Source organism: Prosthecobacter sp. (assembly GCF_029946185.1).
GTDB lineage: Bacteria > Verrucomicrobiota > Verrucomicrobiia > Verrucomicrobiales > Verrucomicrobiaceae > Prosthecobacter.
Genome location: NZ_JAQSEA010000253.1, coordinates 1 through 16,749 on the forward strand (window position 1 = coordinate 1; position 16,749 = coordinate 16,749).

Consider the following 16,749-nt stretch of genomic DNA (forward strand, 5'->3'; position numbering starts at 1 on the left):
GATAGAGCTGGAAGAAGGCATCTCCCGCTGCCGCAGCGAACGAGAGCGCCTGCTTGGCCTCATGCACGAGTCCTCCGAAGGCCGGCTTTATCACCAGCTCACCGAACAAGGCCGCAAGCTGGAAAGCGAACTTCTACGCCTGCGCGAACTCGGCACCAAGCTCAGCGACCGTCTGCGCAAACGTGTGAAGGATGCCAAGCAGTGGCTGAAGGATGTGAAGCACTCACCGCTACCAAAGCCCGTGGACGCGCATCGTCTGGAAAATGCCATCGAACTGCTCGAGGCCTGCGACGAAGCCGCCACTGCCAATGCGCTGAGCCTGATGCGCGATGCCGCAGATCAGGTCTGCAAAAACCTGCGCCAGGCCTTTGCCGCAGATGCAGAGGAACTGCGCCGCCTGCGCAGCGAGCGCAACGATCTCGACGCGCAGATTGCCACGCTCAAAGCAGGCCTTCCACCCATCGATCAGCCGCTGCTGCACACGCTCAATGAGCACCTGCTTCACATGAAGGGGCGCCCCGCCGCCAAAGCACTGCGCGAACTGTGTGAAGTAACAGACGAGACCTGGCGCGAAGCCATCGAGGTCGCCTTCAGTGAAAAATTCGCCATCATCGTCGGCGAAGAACACTATCCGGAGGCCTTGAAGCACTTCCATGAACTCAAGGCCGCTTCACAAGGCCCGAAGGCAGCCGTGGAGTCGCTCATTCATCCGGCACGCATGCTCGCGATGAAACCCAAAGTCGCGGAAGGTTCGCTCGCGGAGAAAATCGAAACGGATGATCCCGTGGCTCGCGCCTGTGTGGATCTCTGGTTTGGCCAGGTGAAGTGCGTGCAAAAGCTCGCCGACCTCGACAAGCATGACGCGGCCATTTTACCCGATGGCCTCATGCTGCGCGAAGGCGCGATCCTGCGGCCCCGCCGCTACGACGGAGTGCCGTTCATCGGCAAGCGCGGCCTGCAACGCCAGCAGGAGATCAAGCAGGACAAGCTCAAAGACATCGTCGCCAGCATTCGCCGCTTGGAACCGCTCGAAACCGAGATCAACGCCCTCATCACCGACAAAGACAGCAAGATGCCCGACCACGGCTCGCTGTCCCAGGATCTTGTACGCGTGGAGTCGCTGCCGAAGCTCGAACAAGATCACGAGGAGCTGATGAAGCGCCTTCAAGACATCGACACCGGCTCGCTGCAAGAGCTGGATCAGCAGGCACACAATTTACTCGCGCAGTCCGACTCGTTTGAAAAAGAGCGCCTCGAAATCGCCCGCAAAGGCATTCAGCGTGAAATTGAACAGAGCGAGAAAAATCTGGCGATCCGCCGCGAAGACGCCTCGAAACGTGAAGACGATCTGCTCCGCATCAAACGTGAAATCGACATCTCAGCGCATCTCGACCGCTACCAAAGCTGGAAGCACGACATGCTCGAAAAATACCTCGCTGCAGATGTCGCCGCGAAGGAGTTTGACCGAGAATTCAACAAAGCCGCCGTGAGCGCTGCGCAGGCTGAGGGCGATCTCAAAGCCGCGATGGTCGAGTTCAAGAAAACCTTTTCGCCACGCTTCGATGATCTGCCGGAAGATGGCCGCAGCACCAAGGACTACGACAAGCTACTCAAACGCATCGACGGGCAGGGCATCCCCGAATTTGAGAAGAAGGCCGAAGCCGAGCGGAAGCGCTGGGAGGGCCTGTTCCGCACGCAGGTGCTGAGCCGCATGCAGAAGGCGCTCAAGGACATCGACAACATCATCTTCCTGCTCAACAAGCAGCTCAAGCGGCAGATCGGCAACGATGTGTATCACATCAAAAAGGAGCCCAATCCCGAATTCCGCTTCTACCGCCATCTCATCGACCTCAATTCAACCCGCGATCCCGACGATCTCTTCTTCTCCAGCCTCGAAGGCGAACTGCGCACCGCGCTCGATCACTTCCTGCAAACCCTGGTCAAGCAGGCGAACAGCCCCGAAGCCGCCAAGCTTCTCGATTACCGCCAGTACTTCGACTACGACCTGCTCGTCACTGATGTACGCCAGCCTGATGCCCGCTCCGTAAGCGTGGACAAGCAAAGCGGCAAAATGAGCGGTGGTGAAAATCAAAGCCCCTACTTCGTCGCCATTCTTGCCAGCTACCTGCACGCCTACAATCGCCACGAGACTCGCTGGAAGGAACCCAGCCTCGCACTCGTGCCGATTGACGAAGCCTTCAGCAAACTCAGCGGCGAACGAATCCAGGACTGCCTTGCCGCCATGCAGGAGCTCGATCTCCAGGGCGTCTTCAGCATGTCCAGCGGCAACATCCCCTTCGCCTTCAGCCTGTGCGATGAACTCATCGTCGTCACCAAGACCGAAAAACGCGAAGGCGGCAAAACCCGCATCCGCAACATTCCCGCCGTGCTCTTCCGCGATTCGCCCGAAGGCAAAGAATGGATGAACAAGCATGGCTCATGAGCATCCAGACATCCTGAAGGTCTTTGCCGACCGCTACCGCAGCTCCCGGGCGGGACGCACCGGCGTCCACACCGGGGATTTCACCTTCGACTATCGCAAGCTCCTCAAAGCAGCACATGCGGATTCTGCTGAGGCACGAAACAATGCCGAGGATCGACTCCGCCAAGCTGCAAGCCAGTCCCAGGAAAAGCTGGAACTCAAAACTCATCTTCATGATATAAACCTGATATACCTCGTCCGCTTATCTCGCGAAGGCGGCGAAGCGTGGCTCTTCAATCACCTGCGCGAATCATCGCCCACCGAAGAGCGCAGGCAGTTGGCGGACCTGTTCGAGTCGTATCAAGAAACGCTTGTCCCGCCCAATTATAAAGACGCGTGGTTGAGTTGGTGCCTGAGACTGGCACAGCATGCGTTCGATGGCAGTCCCGTCACACCCTTCACTCGCGATGATTTGGCTGAGGCGCGCGAACTCCTCACTGTGATCCCGCGTGTGCTCACATGGCAGGGCGAATCACTGATCCGCTTCGCCAGTTGCACGATCTGCGGAGACTCGAAGCGACTGGAACAACTACGTCCTCGTCTTGAATCTTCCCTGCGCCAAATCACCGACGGCAGGATTCAATCGCTCGAAGATCTCGGCCTCATGGAAAAACCACGCCGCGTCTTCCTTCGTGGCCCTCTCCGCTTAGAACTTCCCGGCGGCACACTCGACCTCGGCTGGCTTCACTCACCGGTCTCCATTTCCGAAACTGACATTCATCACACCACCGCCATCCACTGCGATGCCTCTCAAGTGCTCACGGTGGAAAACGAAACCACCTTCCTCGAACTCGCGAAACTAAACAGCGACACTCTCCTCATTCAAACCAGCTACCCGGGCCGCGCCGTTCTCGCGCTGCTAGCTTGCTTACCGGCCAATCTGCCCATCCATCACTTCGGCGACACGGATCCCGCAGGCTTCGACATCCTCCGCGATCTCCGCTCACGCTCGGGCCGTACTATCCAACCGCTGCACATGCACCACCGGCCACTCAGGGATTCCGAAACCCTGCAACCACTCGACCTTCAAATCATCGACCGCCTGCTGGCCGACCCACACATGGCAGACTGCCACCCACCTTTGCAAGCCATGCGTGATTCGGGCATTAAAGGTGACTTCGAACAGGAGTCGCTTGGGCGGCCATCTTTAGCGGAGTGGCCGTTTTATAAGAGTGACTGGAACGCTGGTTGACCGAGCGGCAGTCAGAGCGGACGATCCGGCATCATGGCCACACCCTCCACCGACCGCGCACATACCATCGCTGTTTTCTGCGACTTTGAAAATCTCGCCATCGGGGTGAAGGACGCGCAGTATGACAAGTTCGACATGAACAAGGTGCTCGACCGCCTGCTACTGAAGGGCAGCATCGTCGTGAAGAAGGCCTACTGCGACTGGGACCACTACAAAGGCTTCAAAGCGGGTATCCATCAGGCGTCGTTTGAACTGATCGAAATCCCGCATGTGCGGCAAAGCGGTAAAAACTCAGCAGACATTCGCATGGTCGTGGACGCCCTCGACCTCTGCTACACCAAGCCCCATGTGGACACCTTCGCCATCGTCAGCGGAGACTCGGATTTCTCACCCCTCGTCAGCAAGCTGCGTGAGAACAACAAGACCGTCATCGGCGTGGGTGTAAAGCAGTCCACCAGCGGCCTGTTCATCGATAACTGCGACGAATTCATCTTCTACGACGACCTCGTCCGCGAAGAGGAGAAGACGAAGAAGCGCATCGCACGTGCAAAGCCCGCCCCGGTCGCAGCCAAGCCAACCGCCGCCAACACACAGGAACGCAAACCCGGTGGTGACCCAGAAAAAGCCATCCAGATCGTCGTCGAAACGGTCGAGGCCATGCTCAGTCGCAGCGGTAGCGATACCGTGTGGGCCGGGCCGGTGAAGCAGGCCATCCGCCGCCGCCAGCCCCAATTTGACGAGCGCTTCTACGGCTTCAGCACCTTCAGCACATTGCTGGAGGCAGCCGCAGAGCGCGGCCTGATGAAGCTTGAGAAAAACGAAAACGGCTATCGCATCAAGGTGTCAGCGTCCGAAGAGTAGTACGCTGTCCACTCTTGCCCGTCGACCCAGCGTAAGCCCTTCACACCCTCACTGCGCACTCTTCTCAAACGCAGCAGATCGGTTCTCCATCAGCGCCAGCGCCTCACCCGCCAGATACAGCGAGCCTGCAATCAGTACTCGCGCATCCGGCTTCACGCCCTGCAAAGCATCCGCAACGCGTGCATGCGTCATCACAGGCCGCGCTTCAAAACCAAGCCGGTCCCAGATTCCGCGCAGCGCATCCACACCCAGCGCACGCGGCGACTCAAAGCCCGTAAAATGCCAGCACGCGGCGATAGGTGCAAGCTCACTCAGCACTGCCGCAGTGTCCTTGCCCGCCACGGCACCAAAGATGATCTCCGCCTTCTCCCTCGGAAACTGCTCACTCCAAGTCTGCGCCAGCATACGAGCAGCATCGATGTTGTGCGCACCATCGATAATGCAGCCACCCACTTTTTGAAACCGCGCAGGCCATTGCACCTCGCGCAGTCCGCGTGAGATCACATCAAAATCAAGTTTAAAGCCTGCAGCACACAGCGCGACTACAGCCATCGCGGCGTTCCACTGCTGATGCGGTCCCACTAGGCCGGTTTCACCATCCCAAGGCATTTCGACGATGGAGAGCGGCGATTGTCGCTCTGTTGCCGTGCGCTGAATGACATCCAGCGCCTCGGCGTTTTGCGTCATCGTCACAACCCGTACACCCGGCTTGATGATGCCCGCCTTTTCTGCGGCGATCTTGGCGAGGGTATCACCCAGCATCTCCATGTGATCCAGCCCAATGGAGGTGATCACACTCACCGCAGGCGTGATCGCATTCGTAGCATCCAATCGGCCACCAAGACCCGTTTCCAGCACCACCCACGGATTGCCCCGCTGCGCAAACCACTCCAGCGCCAGCGCCAGCGTCAGCTCAAAGAACGTCGGATGAGGGTCCCACCCGGCCACGCGCTCGCGCAGCCGTCTGATGCCCGCCGCGATCTCCTCGGGCGTGATCATGCGCACCGCATCCCGAATTCGCTCACCGAAATGAATCAAGTGCGGTGAAGTAAACAGCCCGGCATTGATGCCCCCTGCTTTTAAAATCGAATGCATGAAGGCACAGGTGGAGCCCTTGCCATTCGTTCCGGCCACGTGGATGAACTTTTGCCCTGCCGCAGGCAGCTTCAATTCGCTCAGCAGTTGCTGCACATTGTCCAGCCCCAGCTTAATGCCGTAGAACTGCGTGCTGTAGAGCCAGTCGATTTCTTTTTGCGCAGTGGGGTGAGTCATTAGTAGGCATGAAAGTGTCAACGGAACAGGCAAGAAACAAGAGCGACAGATAGGTTTCCCATTTCCCACCCGGCAGTCACGGCTATCATACCCACGCATGTCCGTGACTCCCGCTTCTGACTCCTCGACCTGGCTGAAACGCTTCTGGTGGCTGCTGGCCGCCGTATTCATCGCGCGCATTGGCGTCATGCTTCTGTTTGTACATGGGGTGGATCTGGCCGGAGACGAAGCCTACTACTGGGACTGGGGCCGCAGGCCCGACTGGTGCTATTACAGCAAGCCGCCCATGATCGGCTGGATGATGGGCGTCATCGGCTGGCTCACGGGAAATGCGGAATGGGGCATTCGTTTTTCGGCGCTGCTGCTGGGCACGGCCACCTTGGTCATCATCCACCGCATCGCCCTGGTGCTGTTTGATGCGCGCACGGCCTTCCTGACCGCCGTGCTGGTGCTGCTGACCATTGCCAATGCGGGACTGAATATCCTGCTCACCATTGATGCTCCCCTCCTGCTGTGCTGGACGCTGGGCCTGCTGTTGTTTTGGTATGCAGCACAAAAACCGACGTGCAACACCCGCTGGCTCGCTCTGGCTCTCGTCATCGGCTTCGGCACCCTGAGCAAGCAGATGATGCTGGCCTTTCCGGCCCTCATGCTGGTTTTCGCCGCCGTTTCACGCGAAGATCGCGCCCTCCTGCGCAATCCTCGCATGTGGCTCGCAATCCTTTGCGGCATGGCCTTCATCATCCCGGTGCTCCAGTGGAATCAAAACCACGCCTGGATCACCCTGGAGCACACCAAGCATCACTTTAACACCTCCACCCTCGGATTCGGACGCTGGCTGAGCCGCACTTTGGAAAACGTCGGCCTGCAGGCACTCATCTACACCCCGGTGACATTTGTCGCGCTGGTGGCAGCGATGATCGCCGCAGTAAAACAGCGCAAACAGCTCTCACGCCCGCTCTTGTTCGTCATGCTGGCCTCCGCTCCAGCACTGGCCTGTTTTGCGTTGCTCGCACTACGTCAGCGCATCAATCCGAACTGGCCCGCCGCCTTCTTTGTGCCTGCGTTCATTCTGGCAGCGGCCTGGCTGCGGGGCTTCGCACCATTCAAGGCGCATCCCGGCTGGGAGCGCTGGTCAATTCGTGTGGGCGGTGCCCTGGTCCTGATCGTGCATCTCGCCCTCGTCATCATCTTCAGCACCGAACTCAAAGGCATCAACAAGCTCGCCAGCCTGCGTGGCTGGCAGGAGGCGGGCATTGAGGCCCAGGAGTTCCTTGATCTGGTACCAGAGCCTGAAAACACCTTCGTCATGGCTCTGGGGCATCGCTACTACGCTGCAGAGATGGCCTTCTACATGCCCTCTCATCCGCGTGTGTATCGTTGGGAACCCACCGGCACAGTGCAGTCTCAGTATGAAATCTGGCCGGGGCCCGAAGAACGCATCGGCAGCGATGCGTTGATCCTTGAGCCCGGCCCAGTCGCAGCCCTGTTGCAAAATGAGATCTTCAGCGCCGCCTTTGAAAAACTGGAATATCGCGGCAACATCCGCATCCCGCTCGGGAAAGAGGCGCGGGAGTTCCAGGTATTTCTGGGGCATAAACTAAAACAGTGGCAGCCGGTCCGCGCTCAATGAACCCCTGGGATCTCAGCCTGCTGCATCAAATCAACACCGCGTGGTCCCACCCGGTGCTCGACTGGTTGATGCCTGCCCTCTCAGCCATTGAGACCTGGCTCCCGCTCATCATCTTGGCGGTGCTGCTCACCGCATGGCGTGGCGGCAAACGTGCCCGCATCATGCTGCTCTGCCTCGGAGTCGCCATCGGCCTCGGTGACGGCGTCATTTCCAATACCCTGAAAAAGACCATCGGCCGCGTGCGCCCCCGCGATGCCAAAGGAGATGTCATCATCCGCGATCTCGGCATCGCCTCACCGGCCTTCATGCGTCTGTTCGAAAAGCCCGTGGTCAAACCCAGCGAGCCGAACGGTGCCACACACGGCAAGTCATTCCCATCGAGCCATACCGTCAACATGTTCGCCGCCGCCACCGTCATCGCCTGCTTCTACCGCCGCGCCGGTTTGCTGATGTACCTGCTGGCCGCAGGCGTTGGCTATTCACGCGTCTATTGCGGAGCCCACTGGCCCAGCGACATCCCACCCGCCATGGCCATAGGCATATTGGTGGGGCTTGGAGTAACGGGCGTGGCCAGACAGTTCGTCCGTCGGATTTGAGCAAAGCTCAAGGAACCTTCATTCAAACATGATCCACGGTGCCTTCGGATACTTTTCCTTAGCCGCCTCCACCACGCCGATGTCTCCTGCGAATCCCTTGTGAAGGACTTTCCAGCCGCCTTTGCCGTCTTTTTGCAGCAGCGCGAAGAAATCCAGTTCCATTTCCAAAGCGATGTCTTCGTTCTTCGGTTTGCCTCCAACTGGATCCACGTGGCCGTTAAAGCGCGCCCATGAGCCGCTGATTCGCACTGTTCCGGTGAAGACAACGTCCTGGCCCACATCGGCGCTCACGGGTACGCGCATCGCATCCATGATCGCTTTGCGTTCAAGAGTTCCCGCCTTCGCTTCCGACGCGGGAAGCCTCGTGAGCGCCTTCTTGAAGACCACCTTGCTGGGATCTTGGAGCTTCAGATGCGCGTCATTCTTCGGGTCCGCCAGCAACTGACCTTCTCCAATATAGAGTTTGTCACCATCGAGCTTGAGCACCTCCTCCTCCGACTGCTCAGAGCCTTCGATGGTGTACTCATAAAGCACCCGCATTAGGCCGTCAGTCACAGTGCCGCTGATCGTTCCATGAGCACCATGCCCGTCTGGCTGCTTCGGCAGCCAGTTCTGTGTGCCAGTCACCTGATCCCCTTCGATGGTCAGGGCGATCCGCGTGTACTCTTTGGAGTTCTCCTGCGCAAAAAACATCGTCTGCGGTTCTGCGGCAGACAGGGCAGCACCAAGCAGGAGGAATGGGAAGATGAAAAACTTGTTCATGACATGGAGGAGAAGAAAGAATAAAACACACTGCCCTGGATCAACGCGCCAGCCACAAACAGAAGCGCAAACAGCCAGAGCAGCAGCTTGCGCCTGTAACGCCAAAAAAACGCCAGCCCAGCCGGGATGCCCGCTGCTCCGCAAAGCACCTGCCCGCCCAGCATGCCGAAGATGAGCATCGCGTGCTTGTCCGGATCCGCCTTGCCTGAGTCATTCGCCATCACATCGGCCATGAAGGCCAGCCCGGCCCAGGCAAGGTGCACAATAATCCAGAGGACGATGAACAGAATACCGCAGACCATCCACGCGACAGATACGCCGGATTTCACCACGGTGAATGGCGTGGCTTCGCTCATTTGCCTTTGATGGAGTCGACCACCTTACTGATTTCATCGCCATGCTCCTTCAAGGATTGAAACGGGACGACGTTGAAAAGCATGAAAAACGTTTGGCCTTCTTTGGGTGCAAACACCAGGCAGTTCACCGCCATCTTGACACCTTCAAGGCTGACACTGCCGTTGAGAACAGTGACATTGAAATTTTTGAGTTCGCCCTTCTCGGGTTCCCCGTCCCATTTGATGCCTTTGAGTTCCTCCTCAAGGCTTTCCTTGGCATCGTCGAGGGCCGTTGCGGCTTCATCGGCATCCAGAGCCATCAGTTCCATGTTCACCAGTTCATCCTTGGAACTGGCAGAGAGCGATCCATCACCGGTCTCGATCTTCCAGGTTTCGGGAAAGGTGATCGAGAAGATCGGCTTTTTCTCCGGATAGTTGAAGACTTGGTCTTCACATAAGGCGGGGGTCAAAACGAGAGCAAGGAGGCAGCAAAGGAGGGATGTTTTCATAGTATGAGCATTGAGAGCGCGCTTTTAAACGAAGAACCCCTTCTTCGTATTCAGAAAAAGGGGCTGTTCAGGTAAATGGATATTTTTAAGATGCTTACTTGGCCTTGAGGGAACCGATCAGGCCGCCGATGGCCGGGCCATGCATGTCACTGCCTTCTTTCGAGGAAATGCAGGATAGCAGGATGAAGTTCTTGGCCCCAGGTTTGACGAGCAGCACGAGATTGATGAAAGCCTTGCCGTTTTCATCTTCCCCTTCGGCATTCAGAATGGCGATGCCCAGGCCGTCCTTCTCGGCCTTCTGCGTCTCGTCATACTTCATGTTTTTGAACTCGGACATGGTCTCCTTGGCTTCTTTGACGGCAGCATCATAACTGTCCAGCCCGGCTTCGAGTTCATACACTTCCACGATCACACTGTCATCATCTTTGGTGGGCGTGGCCATGAGACCGTCGTCCTTAAAGTCCACCACCCAGCTGTCAGGTAGTGAGAACGTGACGAGCGGCGCCGCCTTGGGAAAATCAACGGCCTTGTCAGCCGCGAAAACCAGTGGAGCAGCGAACAGAGTAACCAGACACAGAAGCAGAGAGGTTTTCATGAGGTGAGTGAAGGGGTGCCCAGCGGTGGGCCGGACAATGCCGAGATAGGAAATCTTAACGAGTTTTTTGTCAACTCCGACTCCATGGCGGAAGCGGATTTCCCAAAGGCCTTCACAACGGCCACTCGATCTCCGTCTCGCCATGCATGATTTCGGCGAGGACGGGCACATCCATGAAATGTTCCAGCACCATGCGGTTGCTGATGCTGGCGGCATCGCGCTCTTCCCGGACGTAGTTCAGGATAATGCCGGCACAAGTGAGCCCGCGAGCCTGAATGTTGCGCACGGTGAGAAGGGTGTGGTTGAGGCAGCCGAGCTTGTTGTTGACGACGACGATCACCGGCAGCGCCAGACGTTGCGCAAAGTCCGCCATGGTCGAAAACTCATTCAGCGGCACCTCCCAGCCTCCAGCCCCCTCGACGAGAACGTTGTCATGGCGCTGCGCGAGTTCCTGAAAGCGGGCGATGACGTCGTTCAGATCAAACCGGCGGTTTTCCATCATCGCGGCGGCGTAGGGCGCAGCGGGCACCTTAAACCACACTGGATTGACCTCCTCGACGGTCAATCCTTCGCTGCTGGCGTTGGCGAGATGAATGGCATCATCACGCACACCGCAGACAAAGGGTTTGAAACCAGCGACTTTTTTGTCAGCGCGCTTCAAAGCTTCCAGTAGCAGGCAGGTAACGTAGGTCTTGCCTGCGTCGGTATCCGTACCGGTAATGAAGTAATGTGACATCAGCCGATTTGGGCGAGAACCGCAGAAGCAATCTTGTCCGCCTGGGCTTCAAGATACTCCACATCGCGGCCTTCGACCAGAAGTCGAATGAGCGACTCAGTACCCGAATAACGCAGGAGCACACGGCCGTAGTCACCCAGCTTCTTCTCCGTCTCCTTGATGATTTTTTGCGCTTCAGCGAGCTCTTCGATCGGCGGCTTGGTGCGCACGCGCAGGTTGCGCGAGCACTGCGGGAATTTTTTGAGGCACTTGCGCAGTTCACTGAGCGGCTCGCCCGTCTCCTTCATGATGCGCAGGATCTGCAGGCCTGCGACGAGCCCGTCTCCGGTGGTGGCCCAGTCTCCAAAGATGATATGGCCGCTTTGCTCTCCGCCGAGGTTCAATCCGCGCGAGCGCATTTCCTCCAGCACGTACCGATCTCCCACGCCAGTGCGGATGACTCGACCGCCGAGACGCGAAACGAGATCATCCAGCCCGTAGTTGCTCATGATCGTCACGGCGAGCGTGTTCTGCTTCAGCGTGCCTTTGCGCAGCATGGATTCCGCAGCGATGGCCATGAGCTCGTCTCCGTCGAGAGCGATGGCCTCTTCATCACAGAGCGCACTGCGGTCGGCATCTCCATCATGCGCGATTCCCGCCTGCGCTTGGCACTGGCGCACGATGCGCTCGATTTCCTCGGCATGCGTGCAGCCGCATTCTTCGTTGATGTTGAAGCCATCCGGCTCGGAGTGGTACACCTGCACATCCGCCCCCAGTGCCTCAAGCGCGAGAGCGCTGGTGAAGGACGAAGCGCCATGCGCGTTGTCCAGCGCGACACGCATGCCATCGAGGCGAACGCCTGCCATGGAAGCAATTGCATGCGCCACGTACCGGTCCACCCCATCAGACAGTTTGGAGATGCGGCCAATCCCCCGGCCTTCCGGGCGCGGCGTGTCTTCATTGCCCAGCACAAGGCGCTCAATGGCGACTTCCGTCTTGTCGTTGAGCTTGTGACCGTCGCCGTGCACGAATTTAATGCCGTTGTCCTTAAAAGGATTGTGCGAAGCCGAAACGATCACGCCAAAGTTCGCACCCAGTTGGGCACTCAGCATGGCCACCGCAGGCGTGGGCAGCTGCCCGGCGAGGATGACATCCACCCCCGCCGAATTCAGCCCGGCAGCGAGTGCGGATTCCAGCATCTCGCCCGAAGCCCGCGTATCGCGGCCCAGCACGGCTTTGGGGCGTTCGCCGCCCTCCGGTTTGCCTCCGAGCACGACGGCAGAAGCCTGCGCTAGGCGCATGACGAACTCAGGGGTCATAGGGTGACGATTGGCCACGGCACGGACGCCGTCGGTGCCGAAGAACTGGCGCTTTTCAGACATAGGACGGCGCTTTTAGCGCAGGACTTCCTGAGTGTCAAAGCCCGGCGGCACCACTGATGTCTTCCCCTGGCATGCGCGCAGACGGAATCGATGCATTCGGTGGCGACAGCATGGGCTCTAGTTCCGAGGGGAGTTGGACGGGCGGAGGTATCACCGGCGTGAGCTGCGAAGGGGCCGGAGAAGTCGGCACAGGCATCCTTGCAGGCGGAGGCATCGAGTAAGACGGCATGTTGCGTGCGTCCTGCGCTTTGATCATGAACCAGAACAGAAAGGCCAGCACCAGTGAGATGATCTTCTCCCGCCAGTTGCGCGTGACACGTTCCTTAAGCTGATGTCCCCAGTTCATGACTACCCTCCGTTACGGACACTGAACTGGCAGCTGCGCCGTCAGTGAGAATTTCATTGATGCGCTGGCGCAGTTTCATCGGCTCCAGATCGTGCTCCAGCCTGCCTTGAAAACACAGTGAGAGCGCCCCGGTCTCCTCAGAAACGACGAGCGCGATCGCGTCCGTCTCCTCCGAGATGCCCATGCCGGCACGATGACGCAGGCCGATGGCACGGTCTTGAATCTCACGCTGGCTCACCGGAAAAACACAGCCTGCGGCCGAGATGCGGCCCTGGTCAATGATCGCCCCGCCATCATGCAGCGAAGTCTTGGGCTGGAAAATCGTGGTGACCAGCTCATTCGAGATGACGGCATCCAGTTCCACGCCGGATTCAGCATACGGATTGAGATCAATGCCACGCTTCAAGGCAAACAACGCTCCGCAGCGGCGTGACGAGAGCTGCTGCATCGCCTCCAGCAGCACGTCCAGCACCTCGGGGTCGGGACGATTGAAGGAAAAAATACGGCTGCTGCCCAGCTCCGCCAGCACGCGGCGCAGTTCCGGCTGAAAGATGATGACCAGCGCGATGGCGAGGAAGACCGAAAAGCGCTGCAGCAGGCTGCTGATGACGGACAACTCCAGCAGCAGCGAGAGCAATGCGAGGCTGAGCAGGAGCACCAGCAGTCCGGTCAAAATACGCGCGCCGCGGGTGGCACGGAAAAACAGATAACCATGATACGCCAAGGCGGCGAGGATTAAAATCTCCACGCCGTCGCGCCAGTGATCTGTCAAAAAGTTCCACATGCCGTTCGCTCCGTGCTGCTCATGAGAACTATCGCACGTGGTAGATTGTTTCTCAAAAGAAGAATCGTTTTGGCCTGCGATTCACGACGGCTAACATGAGCCGCATGCCACCCATCAGACCAAACACCGAGCCCAAGCCAAAACAGAGCGATCTGTTTGGCCTGCCTTTGGCTGAGGTGACTGCTCCACAGGCAACCACGCGGATCGCCCGCGTACAGTTGGAAGAAGCAGCGGCGATGCAGCTGGACTACGCCATTCCAGAGGGCCTGACAGATGAGATCGTCGTGGGTTCCCGCGTGATGGTGCCCCTGCAAAACCGGCGGATGAACGCGGTGGTCCTCGAACTGCTGGATGACTCACCTCATCGCGGCCGGCTCAAGGAGATCGCCTCTATTGTGGCCAAGCGGCCCATGTTTACCCCCGGACTGCTCAAACTCGCTCGCTGGATCGCGGATTACTACCTGGTGTCCGTTCACACCGTCCTGCGAACCATGCTACCGCAAGCAGTTCGGGACAAACCGGGCAGTTTCGTGATGGACAGCCATCTCAAACTGCTGCGCGAACCCTCGCCAGACGAGCTGGAAAAGCTGCGCCACAAAGCGCCGATGCAGGCGCGGGTGCTCGATATCCTACGCAGCTACCACGGCGAAGCGACCCTGAGCCAGATCCGCAAGGACGTGCCGCGCGCCGCCTCCATTCTCAAACCGCTCCTCAAGGCGGGTTGGATCACCCGCAGCGAGGTGCGCGTGGAACGCGACCCGTTCCACGACGAGGCCTTTCTGCCCAGCCAGGCACTCACATTCACCGACGAACAGCAGGCGGCCTACACCCGCGTAGCCGCAGCAATTGATGCCACGGAGCAGACGCGGCCCATCCTGCTGCATGGCATCACCGGCAGCGGCAAAACCGAAGTCTATCTGCAGGCCATCGCCCGCGTGCTGGAGCGCGGCGGCACGGCGCTGGTTCTGGTGCCAGAGATCGCGCTGACACCACAGACCATCGAGCGCTTCAAGGCGCGATTTTCCGACCGCAGCGATCGCATCGCGGTGCTGCACAGTCATTTGAGCGACGGCGAGCGCCACGATGAATGGTTCAAGATTCACGAAGACCGTGCCGACATCGTGATCGGTGCCCGCAGTGCGATTTTTGCACCTCTGGAGCGCCTCGGCATCATCATCGTGGATGAAGAGCATGAGCCGTCGTTCAAACAGGACGAAAAACCACGCTACCATGCACGGGACGTGGCCGTGGTGCGTGGCAGCATCGAAAAATGTGTCGTTCTGCTCGGCAGCGCCACGCCAAGCCTTGAATCCTTCGAAAACGCCGCGAACGGCAAATACGAACTGTTGAAGCTGCTGAACCGAACAGACGGGCGCACACTGCCTCTGATCCGCATCGTCGATATGCGCATGGAACGGCGCAAAGGCACTGGCACCAGCGTGGCAAATACCGGCATCCTCTCTGAAAAACTCCGCGCCGCGATCACCTCACGGCTGGAGAAAAAAGAGCAGACGATCCTGTTTTTGAACCGTCGTGGTTTCAATACCTCCCTCGCCTGTCTGGCCTGTGGTGAGACCGTTCAGTGTCAGGACTGCAGCATCCCAATGACACTGCACAAGCACGAAAACCGCCTCGTCTGTCACGTCTGCGGGGCGCGGCGGCTGCCGCCCACCAAATGCCCCTCCTGCCAGGAGCCAGGCCTGAAATTCGCCGGATACGGCACCGAACGCGTCGAAACCGTGGTGCGCGAGGTATTTCCCCAGGCCCGCATCGCCCGGGTGGATACGGACACGATTCAGCGCAAGAACCAGCTCCGCGATCTGCTGCGGGATTTCCGCGCGCAGAAGATCGATCTCATCATCGGCACCCAGATGATCGCCAAGGGCCTCGATTTCCCCAATGTCACGCTGGTGGGCGTGCTCAATGCCGATCTCGCCCTCAATCTGCCAGATTTCCGCGCGGCAGAACGCACGCTACAGTTGCTGGTACAGGTCGCAGGCCGGGCCGGGCGCGGCGAGGTCAAGGGAGAGGTAGTCGTGCAAACCCACGCGCCGCACAGCCCCGCGGTGCAGTTTTCCCGCCACAACGACTTCGAGGGCTTCGCCCAGCAGGAACTGGAGCAGCGGAGGGCCTTTCATTACCCGCCGTACACGCATGTGGTCATTCTGGCGAGCCGGGGAAAACACCAGGCCATGGCGGAGTTTGCCCTGCAAACGCTCCACAAGCGCCTGCTGGAGGGACTGTCAGAGGACGTGCTGATGGGCGAGCCCGCCCCCTGCGCCATGGCCAAGGCCCACGGGCAGTTTCGCTACCAACTGCTGCTCCGGGCGGCTAAAATCCGTCCCCTGTGCCGCCACATCCAGCAGGTGCTGCAGGCCACAACCCTGCCAGCAGAGGTCATTGTGACCTGGGATGTCGATCCAGTCTCACTTTTGTAAATTATCCTTTGTCGATTCGAAGAATCGAAGGGAACGTTGACATCAAGCGTCCCGATTCAATATTCCCCCCCTTCATGACGAAAGAGAAACGCACCTACTGCCTCCGCCTCGGATGTCTTGCCATCTTGGCCTTGGCGCTTTCTGCCTGTTCCAGCACGGTTGTAGGTCCGGGAGGAAAGATCACCAAGGTGAAGTACTACCACCTGATGCCGTTCTTCATTCCACAGACCACGAACCCAACGATTCTGTTTGAGCGCCAGCACTTCATTTACGGTGCGGTGTCAAAGAAGGAAATCGCCGACCGCTTCGGCCACTACTACGCCTTCTTCTGGAAGGCCGATGACCGCACCGGCCCGGTGACCGTCAAATTCGAATACCTGCAGGCGAAGTCAGGTCTCAGCAAACGGGTGCAAGAACAGGTGGTCGATGACATTCATCGCAGCAACACTTCCAAGTTTCAGGTCGTCGGCTCAGAATATCAAAAAAGTGGCCGCGTAATCGCATGGCGCATAAGCATTTTGCGAGGCAAGGAAGAACTGGTAAGCCAGCAATCCGCGCTCTGGAACTAACTCCGCAACGCATGACTCCTCCCACTCATATTCTTGTTGGCACCATCGGCCGCGTATTCTGGATGAGGGTGGATGGCCGGGGCACCTTTCAAAACAGCCTTCAGGCAAAGAAGGCGCTGCAACGCGTGGTTTCTCAAGGCATGCGCAATCTTGTCGTCGATCTCGAGCGCTGCCCGATGATGGATTCCACCTTTCTCGGTATGCTGACGGGTGCTGCCTTAAACCTTCGCGAATCTGGCGGTGGCTCCTTGAGCGTCGTCAACGCCAACCAGCGCAAT

17 protein-coding genes are annotated in these 16,749 nt (G+C 58.7%); 9 read left to right on the forward strand and 8 right to left on the reverse strand.

Going from position 1 to position 16,749, the window contains the following annotated elements:
• From PSV43_RS20895 to PSV43_RS20905, 3 genes are all read left to right on the forward strand, one after another.
• Positions 1-2,443, forward strand: a 2,443-nt coding sequence (locus PSV43_RS20895) for an SbcC/MukB-like Walker B domain-containing protein (protein WP_300202187.1), incomplete at its 5' end; no start/stop codon positions are given.
• Positions 2,433-3,674, forward strand: a complete 1,242-nt coding sequence (locus tag PSV43_RS20900; RefSeq protein ID WP_300202190.1) for a Wadjet anti-phage system protein JetD domain-containing protein — start codon at positions 2,433-2,435, stop codon at positions 3,672-3,674. The genes PSV43_RS20895 and PSV43_RS20900, both read left to right, overlap by 11 nt.
• 33 nt (positions 3,675-3,707) lie before the next feature.
• Positions 3,708-4,535: an NYN domain-containing protein gene (locus tag PSV43_RS20905; RefSeq protein ID WP_300202193.1), complete on the forward strand. Its 828-nt coding sequence runs from the start codon at positions 3,708-3,710 to the stop codon at positions 4,533-4,535.
• 48 nt (positions 4,536-4,583) lie between these two features.
• On the opposite strand, the gene PSV43_RS20910 is transcribed toward PSV43_RS20905, so the two are convergent.
• Positions 4,584-5,807: a folylpolyglutamate synthase/dihydrofolate synthase family protein gene (locus PSV43_RS20910; RefSeq protein WP_300202196.1), complete on the reverse strand. Its 1,224-nt coding sequence runs from the start codon at positions 5,805-5,807 to the stop codon at positions 4,584-4,586.
• Positions 5,808-5,904: 97 nt separating this feature from the next.
• On the opposite strand from PSV43_RS20910, the gene PSV43_RS20915 reads away from it, so the two are divergent.
• Positions 5,905-7,440, forward strand: a complete 1,536-nt coding sequence (locus PSV43_RS20915; protein ID WP_300202199.1) for a glycosyltransferase family 39 protein — start codon at positions 5,905-5,907, stop codon at positions 7,438-7,440.
• A complete protein-coding gene (locus PSV43_RS20920; RefSeq protein ID WP_300202202.1) occupies positions 7,437-8,036 on the forward strand; it encodes a phosphatase PAP2 family protein in 600 nt (199 codons plus the stop codon). Before PSV43_RS20915 ends, PSV43_RS20920 begins: the two co-directional genes overlap by 4 nt.
• Before the next feature lie 18 nt (positions 8,037-8,054).
• Here the strand turns inward: PSV43_RS20920 and PSV43_RS20925 are convergent, their stop codons facing one another.
• The 6 genes from PSV43_RS20925 to glmM form a co-directional block, all read right to left on the reverse strand.
• Positions 8,055-8,798 (reverse strand): hypothetical protein, encoded by a 744-nt coding sequence (locus tag PSV43_RS20925; protein WP_300202205.1) that lies wholly within the window; start codon positions 8,796-8,798, stop codon positions 8,055-8,057.
• Positions 8,795-9,154: a hypothetical protein gene (locus PSV43_RS20930; protein WP_300202208.1), complete on the reverse strand. Its 360-nt coding sequence runs from the start codon at positions 9,152-9,154 to the stop codon at positions 8,795-8,797. Before PSV43_RS20930 ends, PSV43_RS20925 begins: the two co-directional genes overlap by 4 nt.
• Entirely contained in the window at positions 9,151-9,642 is a 492-nt protein-coding gene (locus tag PSV43_RS20935) for a hypothetical protein (RefSeq protein ID WP_300202211.1), read from the reverse strand. The genes PSV43_RS20930 and PSV43_RS20935 overlap by 4 nt, the downstream gene beginning before the upstream one ends.
• Positions 9,643-9,736: 94 nt before the next feature.
• A complete protein-coding gene (locus PSV43_RS20940; RefSeq protein ID WP_300202213.1) occupies positions 9,737-10,237 on the reverse strand; it encodes a hypothetical protein in 501 nt (166 codons plus the stop codon).
• A 112-nt stretch (positions 10,238-10,349) separates the two neighbouring features.
• Positions 10,350-10,973, reverse strand: coding sequence for a dethiobiotin synthase (gene bioD, locus PSV43_RS20945; protein ID WP_300202216.1), 624 nt, complete (start codon positions 10,971-10,973; stop codon positions 10,350-10,352).
• Positions 10,973-12,334 carry a phosphoglucosamine mutase gene (gene glmM, locus PSV43_RS20950; protein WP_300202218.1) on the reverse strand — a complete coding sequence of 454 codons (1,362 nt, stop codon included), beginning with the start codon at positions 12,332-12,334 and terminating at the stop codon, positions 10,973-10,975. Before glmM ends, bioD begins: the two co-directional genes overlap by 1 nt.
• Before the next feature lie 71 nt (positions 12,335-12,405).
• Here glmM and PSV43_RS20955 point away from each other — a divergent pair, with 71 nt between their 5' ends.
• Positions 12,406-12,555, forward strand: coding sequence for a hypothetical protein (locus PSV43_RS20955; RefSeq protein ID WP_300202221.1), 150 nt, complete (start codon positions 12,406-12,408; stop codon positions 12,553-12,555).
• 102 nt (positions 12,556-12,657) lie between these two features.
• Here the strand turns inward: PSV43_RS20955 and cdaA are convergent, their stop codons facing one another.
• Positions 12,658-13,464, reverse strand: coding sequence for a diadenylate cyclase CdaA (gene cdaA / locus PSV43_RS20960; RefSeq protein ID WP_300202224.1), 807 nt, complete (start codon positions 13,462-13,464; stop codon positions 12,658-12,660).
• 104 nt (positions 13,465-13,568) lie between these two features.
• On the opposite strand from cdaA, the gene priA reads away from it, so the two are divergent.
• The 3 genes from priA to PSV43_RS20975 all read left to right on the forward strand — a co-directional run.
• Positions 13,569-15,902, forward strand: a complete 2,334-nt coding sequence (priA, locus tag PSV43_RS20965) for a primosomal protein N' (RefSeq protein WP_300202227.1) — start codon at positions 13,569-13,571, stop codon at positions 15,900-15,902.
• A 74-nt stretch (positions 15,903-15,976) separates the two neighbouring features.
• Positions 15,977-16,471 carry a hypothetical protein gene (locus PSV43_RS20970; RefSeq protein WP_300202230.1) on the forward strand — a complete coding sequence of 165 codons (495 nt, stop codon included), beginning with the start codon at positions 15,977-15,979 and terminating at the stop codon, positions 16,469-16,471.
• An 11-nt stretch (positions 16,472-16,482) separates the two neighbouring features.
• On the forward strand, positions 16,483-16,749 hold a 267-nt coding region (locus PSV43_RS20975), incomplete at its 3' end, for an STAS domain-containing protein (RefSeq protein WP_300202233.1).

What these genes read in the sequence shown, in the direction of transcription:
- priA (WP_300202227.1), top strand. Translation starts at nt 13,569, where the DNA reads ATGCCACCCATCAGACCAAACACCGAGCCCAAGCCAAAACAGAGCGAT.
- bioD (WP_300202216.1), bottom strand. Translation starts at nt 10,973, where the DNA reads ATGTCACATTACTTCATTACCGGTACGGATACCGACGCAGGCAAGACC.
- PSV43_RS20970 (WP_300202230.1), top strand. Translation starts at nt 15,977, where the DNA reads ATGACGAAAGAGAAACGCACCTACTGCCTCCGCCTCGGATGTCTTGCC.
- glmM (WP_300202218.1), bottom strand. Translation starts at nt 12,334, where the DNA reads ATGTCTGAAAAGCGCCAGTTCTTCGGCACCGACGGCGTCCGTGCCGTG.
- PSV43_RS20955 (WP_300202221.1), top strand. Translation starts at nt 12,406, where the DNA reads ATGCGCGCAGACGGAATCGATGCATTCGGTGGCGACAGCATGGGCTCT.
- PSV43_RS20925 (WP_300202205.1), bottom strand. Translation starts at nt 8,798, where the DNA reads ATGAACAAGTTTTTCATCTTCCCATTCCTCCTGCTTGGTGCTGCCCTG.
- PSV43_RS20940 (WP_300202213.1), bottom strand. Translation starts at nt 10,237, where the DNA reads ATGAAAACCTCTCTGCTTCTGTGTCTGGTTACTCTGTTCGCTGCTCCA.
- PSV43_RS20920 (WP_300202202.1), top strand. Translation starts at nt 7,437, where the DNA reads ATGAACCCCTGGGATCTCAGCCTGCTGCATCAAATCAACACCGCGTGG.
- PSV43_RS20910 (WP_300202196.1), bottom strand. Translation starts at nt 5,807, where the DNA reads ATGACTCACCCCACTGCGCAAAAAGAAATCGACTGGCTCTACAGCACG.
- PSV43_RS20900 (WP_300202190.1), top strand. Translation starts at nt 2,433, where the DNA reads ATGGCTCATGAGCATCCAGACATCCTGAAGGTCTTTGCCGACCGCTAC.
- cdaA (WP_300202224.1), bottom strand. Translation starts at nt 13,464, where the DNA reads ATGTGGAACTTTTTGACAGATCACTGGCGCGACGGCGTGGAGATTTTA.
- PSV43_RS20905 (WP_300202193.1), top strand. Translation starts at nt 3,708, where the DNA reads ATGGCCACACCCTCCACCGACCGCGCACATACCATCGCTGTTTTCTGC.
- PSV43_RS20930 (WP_300202208.1), bottom strand. Translation starts at nt 9,154, where the DNA reads ATGAGCGAAGCCACGCCATTCACCGTGGTGAAATCCGGCGTATCTGTC.
- PSV43_RS20935 (WP_300202211.1), bottom strand. Translation starts at nt 9,642, where the DNA reads ATGAAAACATCCCTCCTTTGCTGCCTCCTTGCTCTCGTTTTGACCCCC.
- PSV43_RS20915 (WP_300202199.1), top strand. Translation starts at nt 5,905, where the DNA reads ATGTCCGTGACTCCCGCTTCTGACTCCTCGACCTGGCTGAAACGCTTC.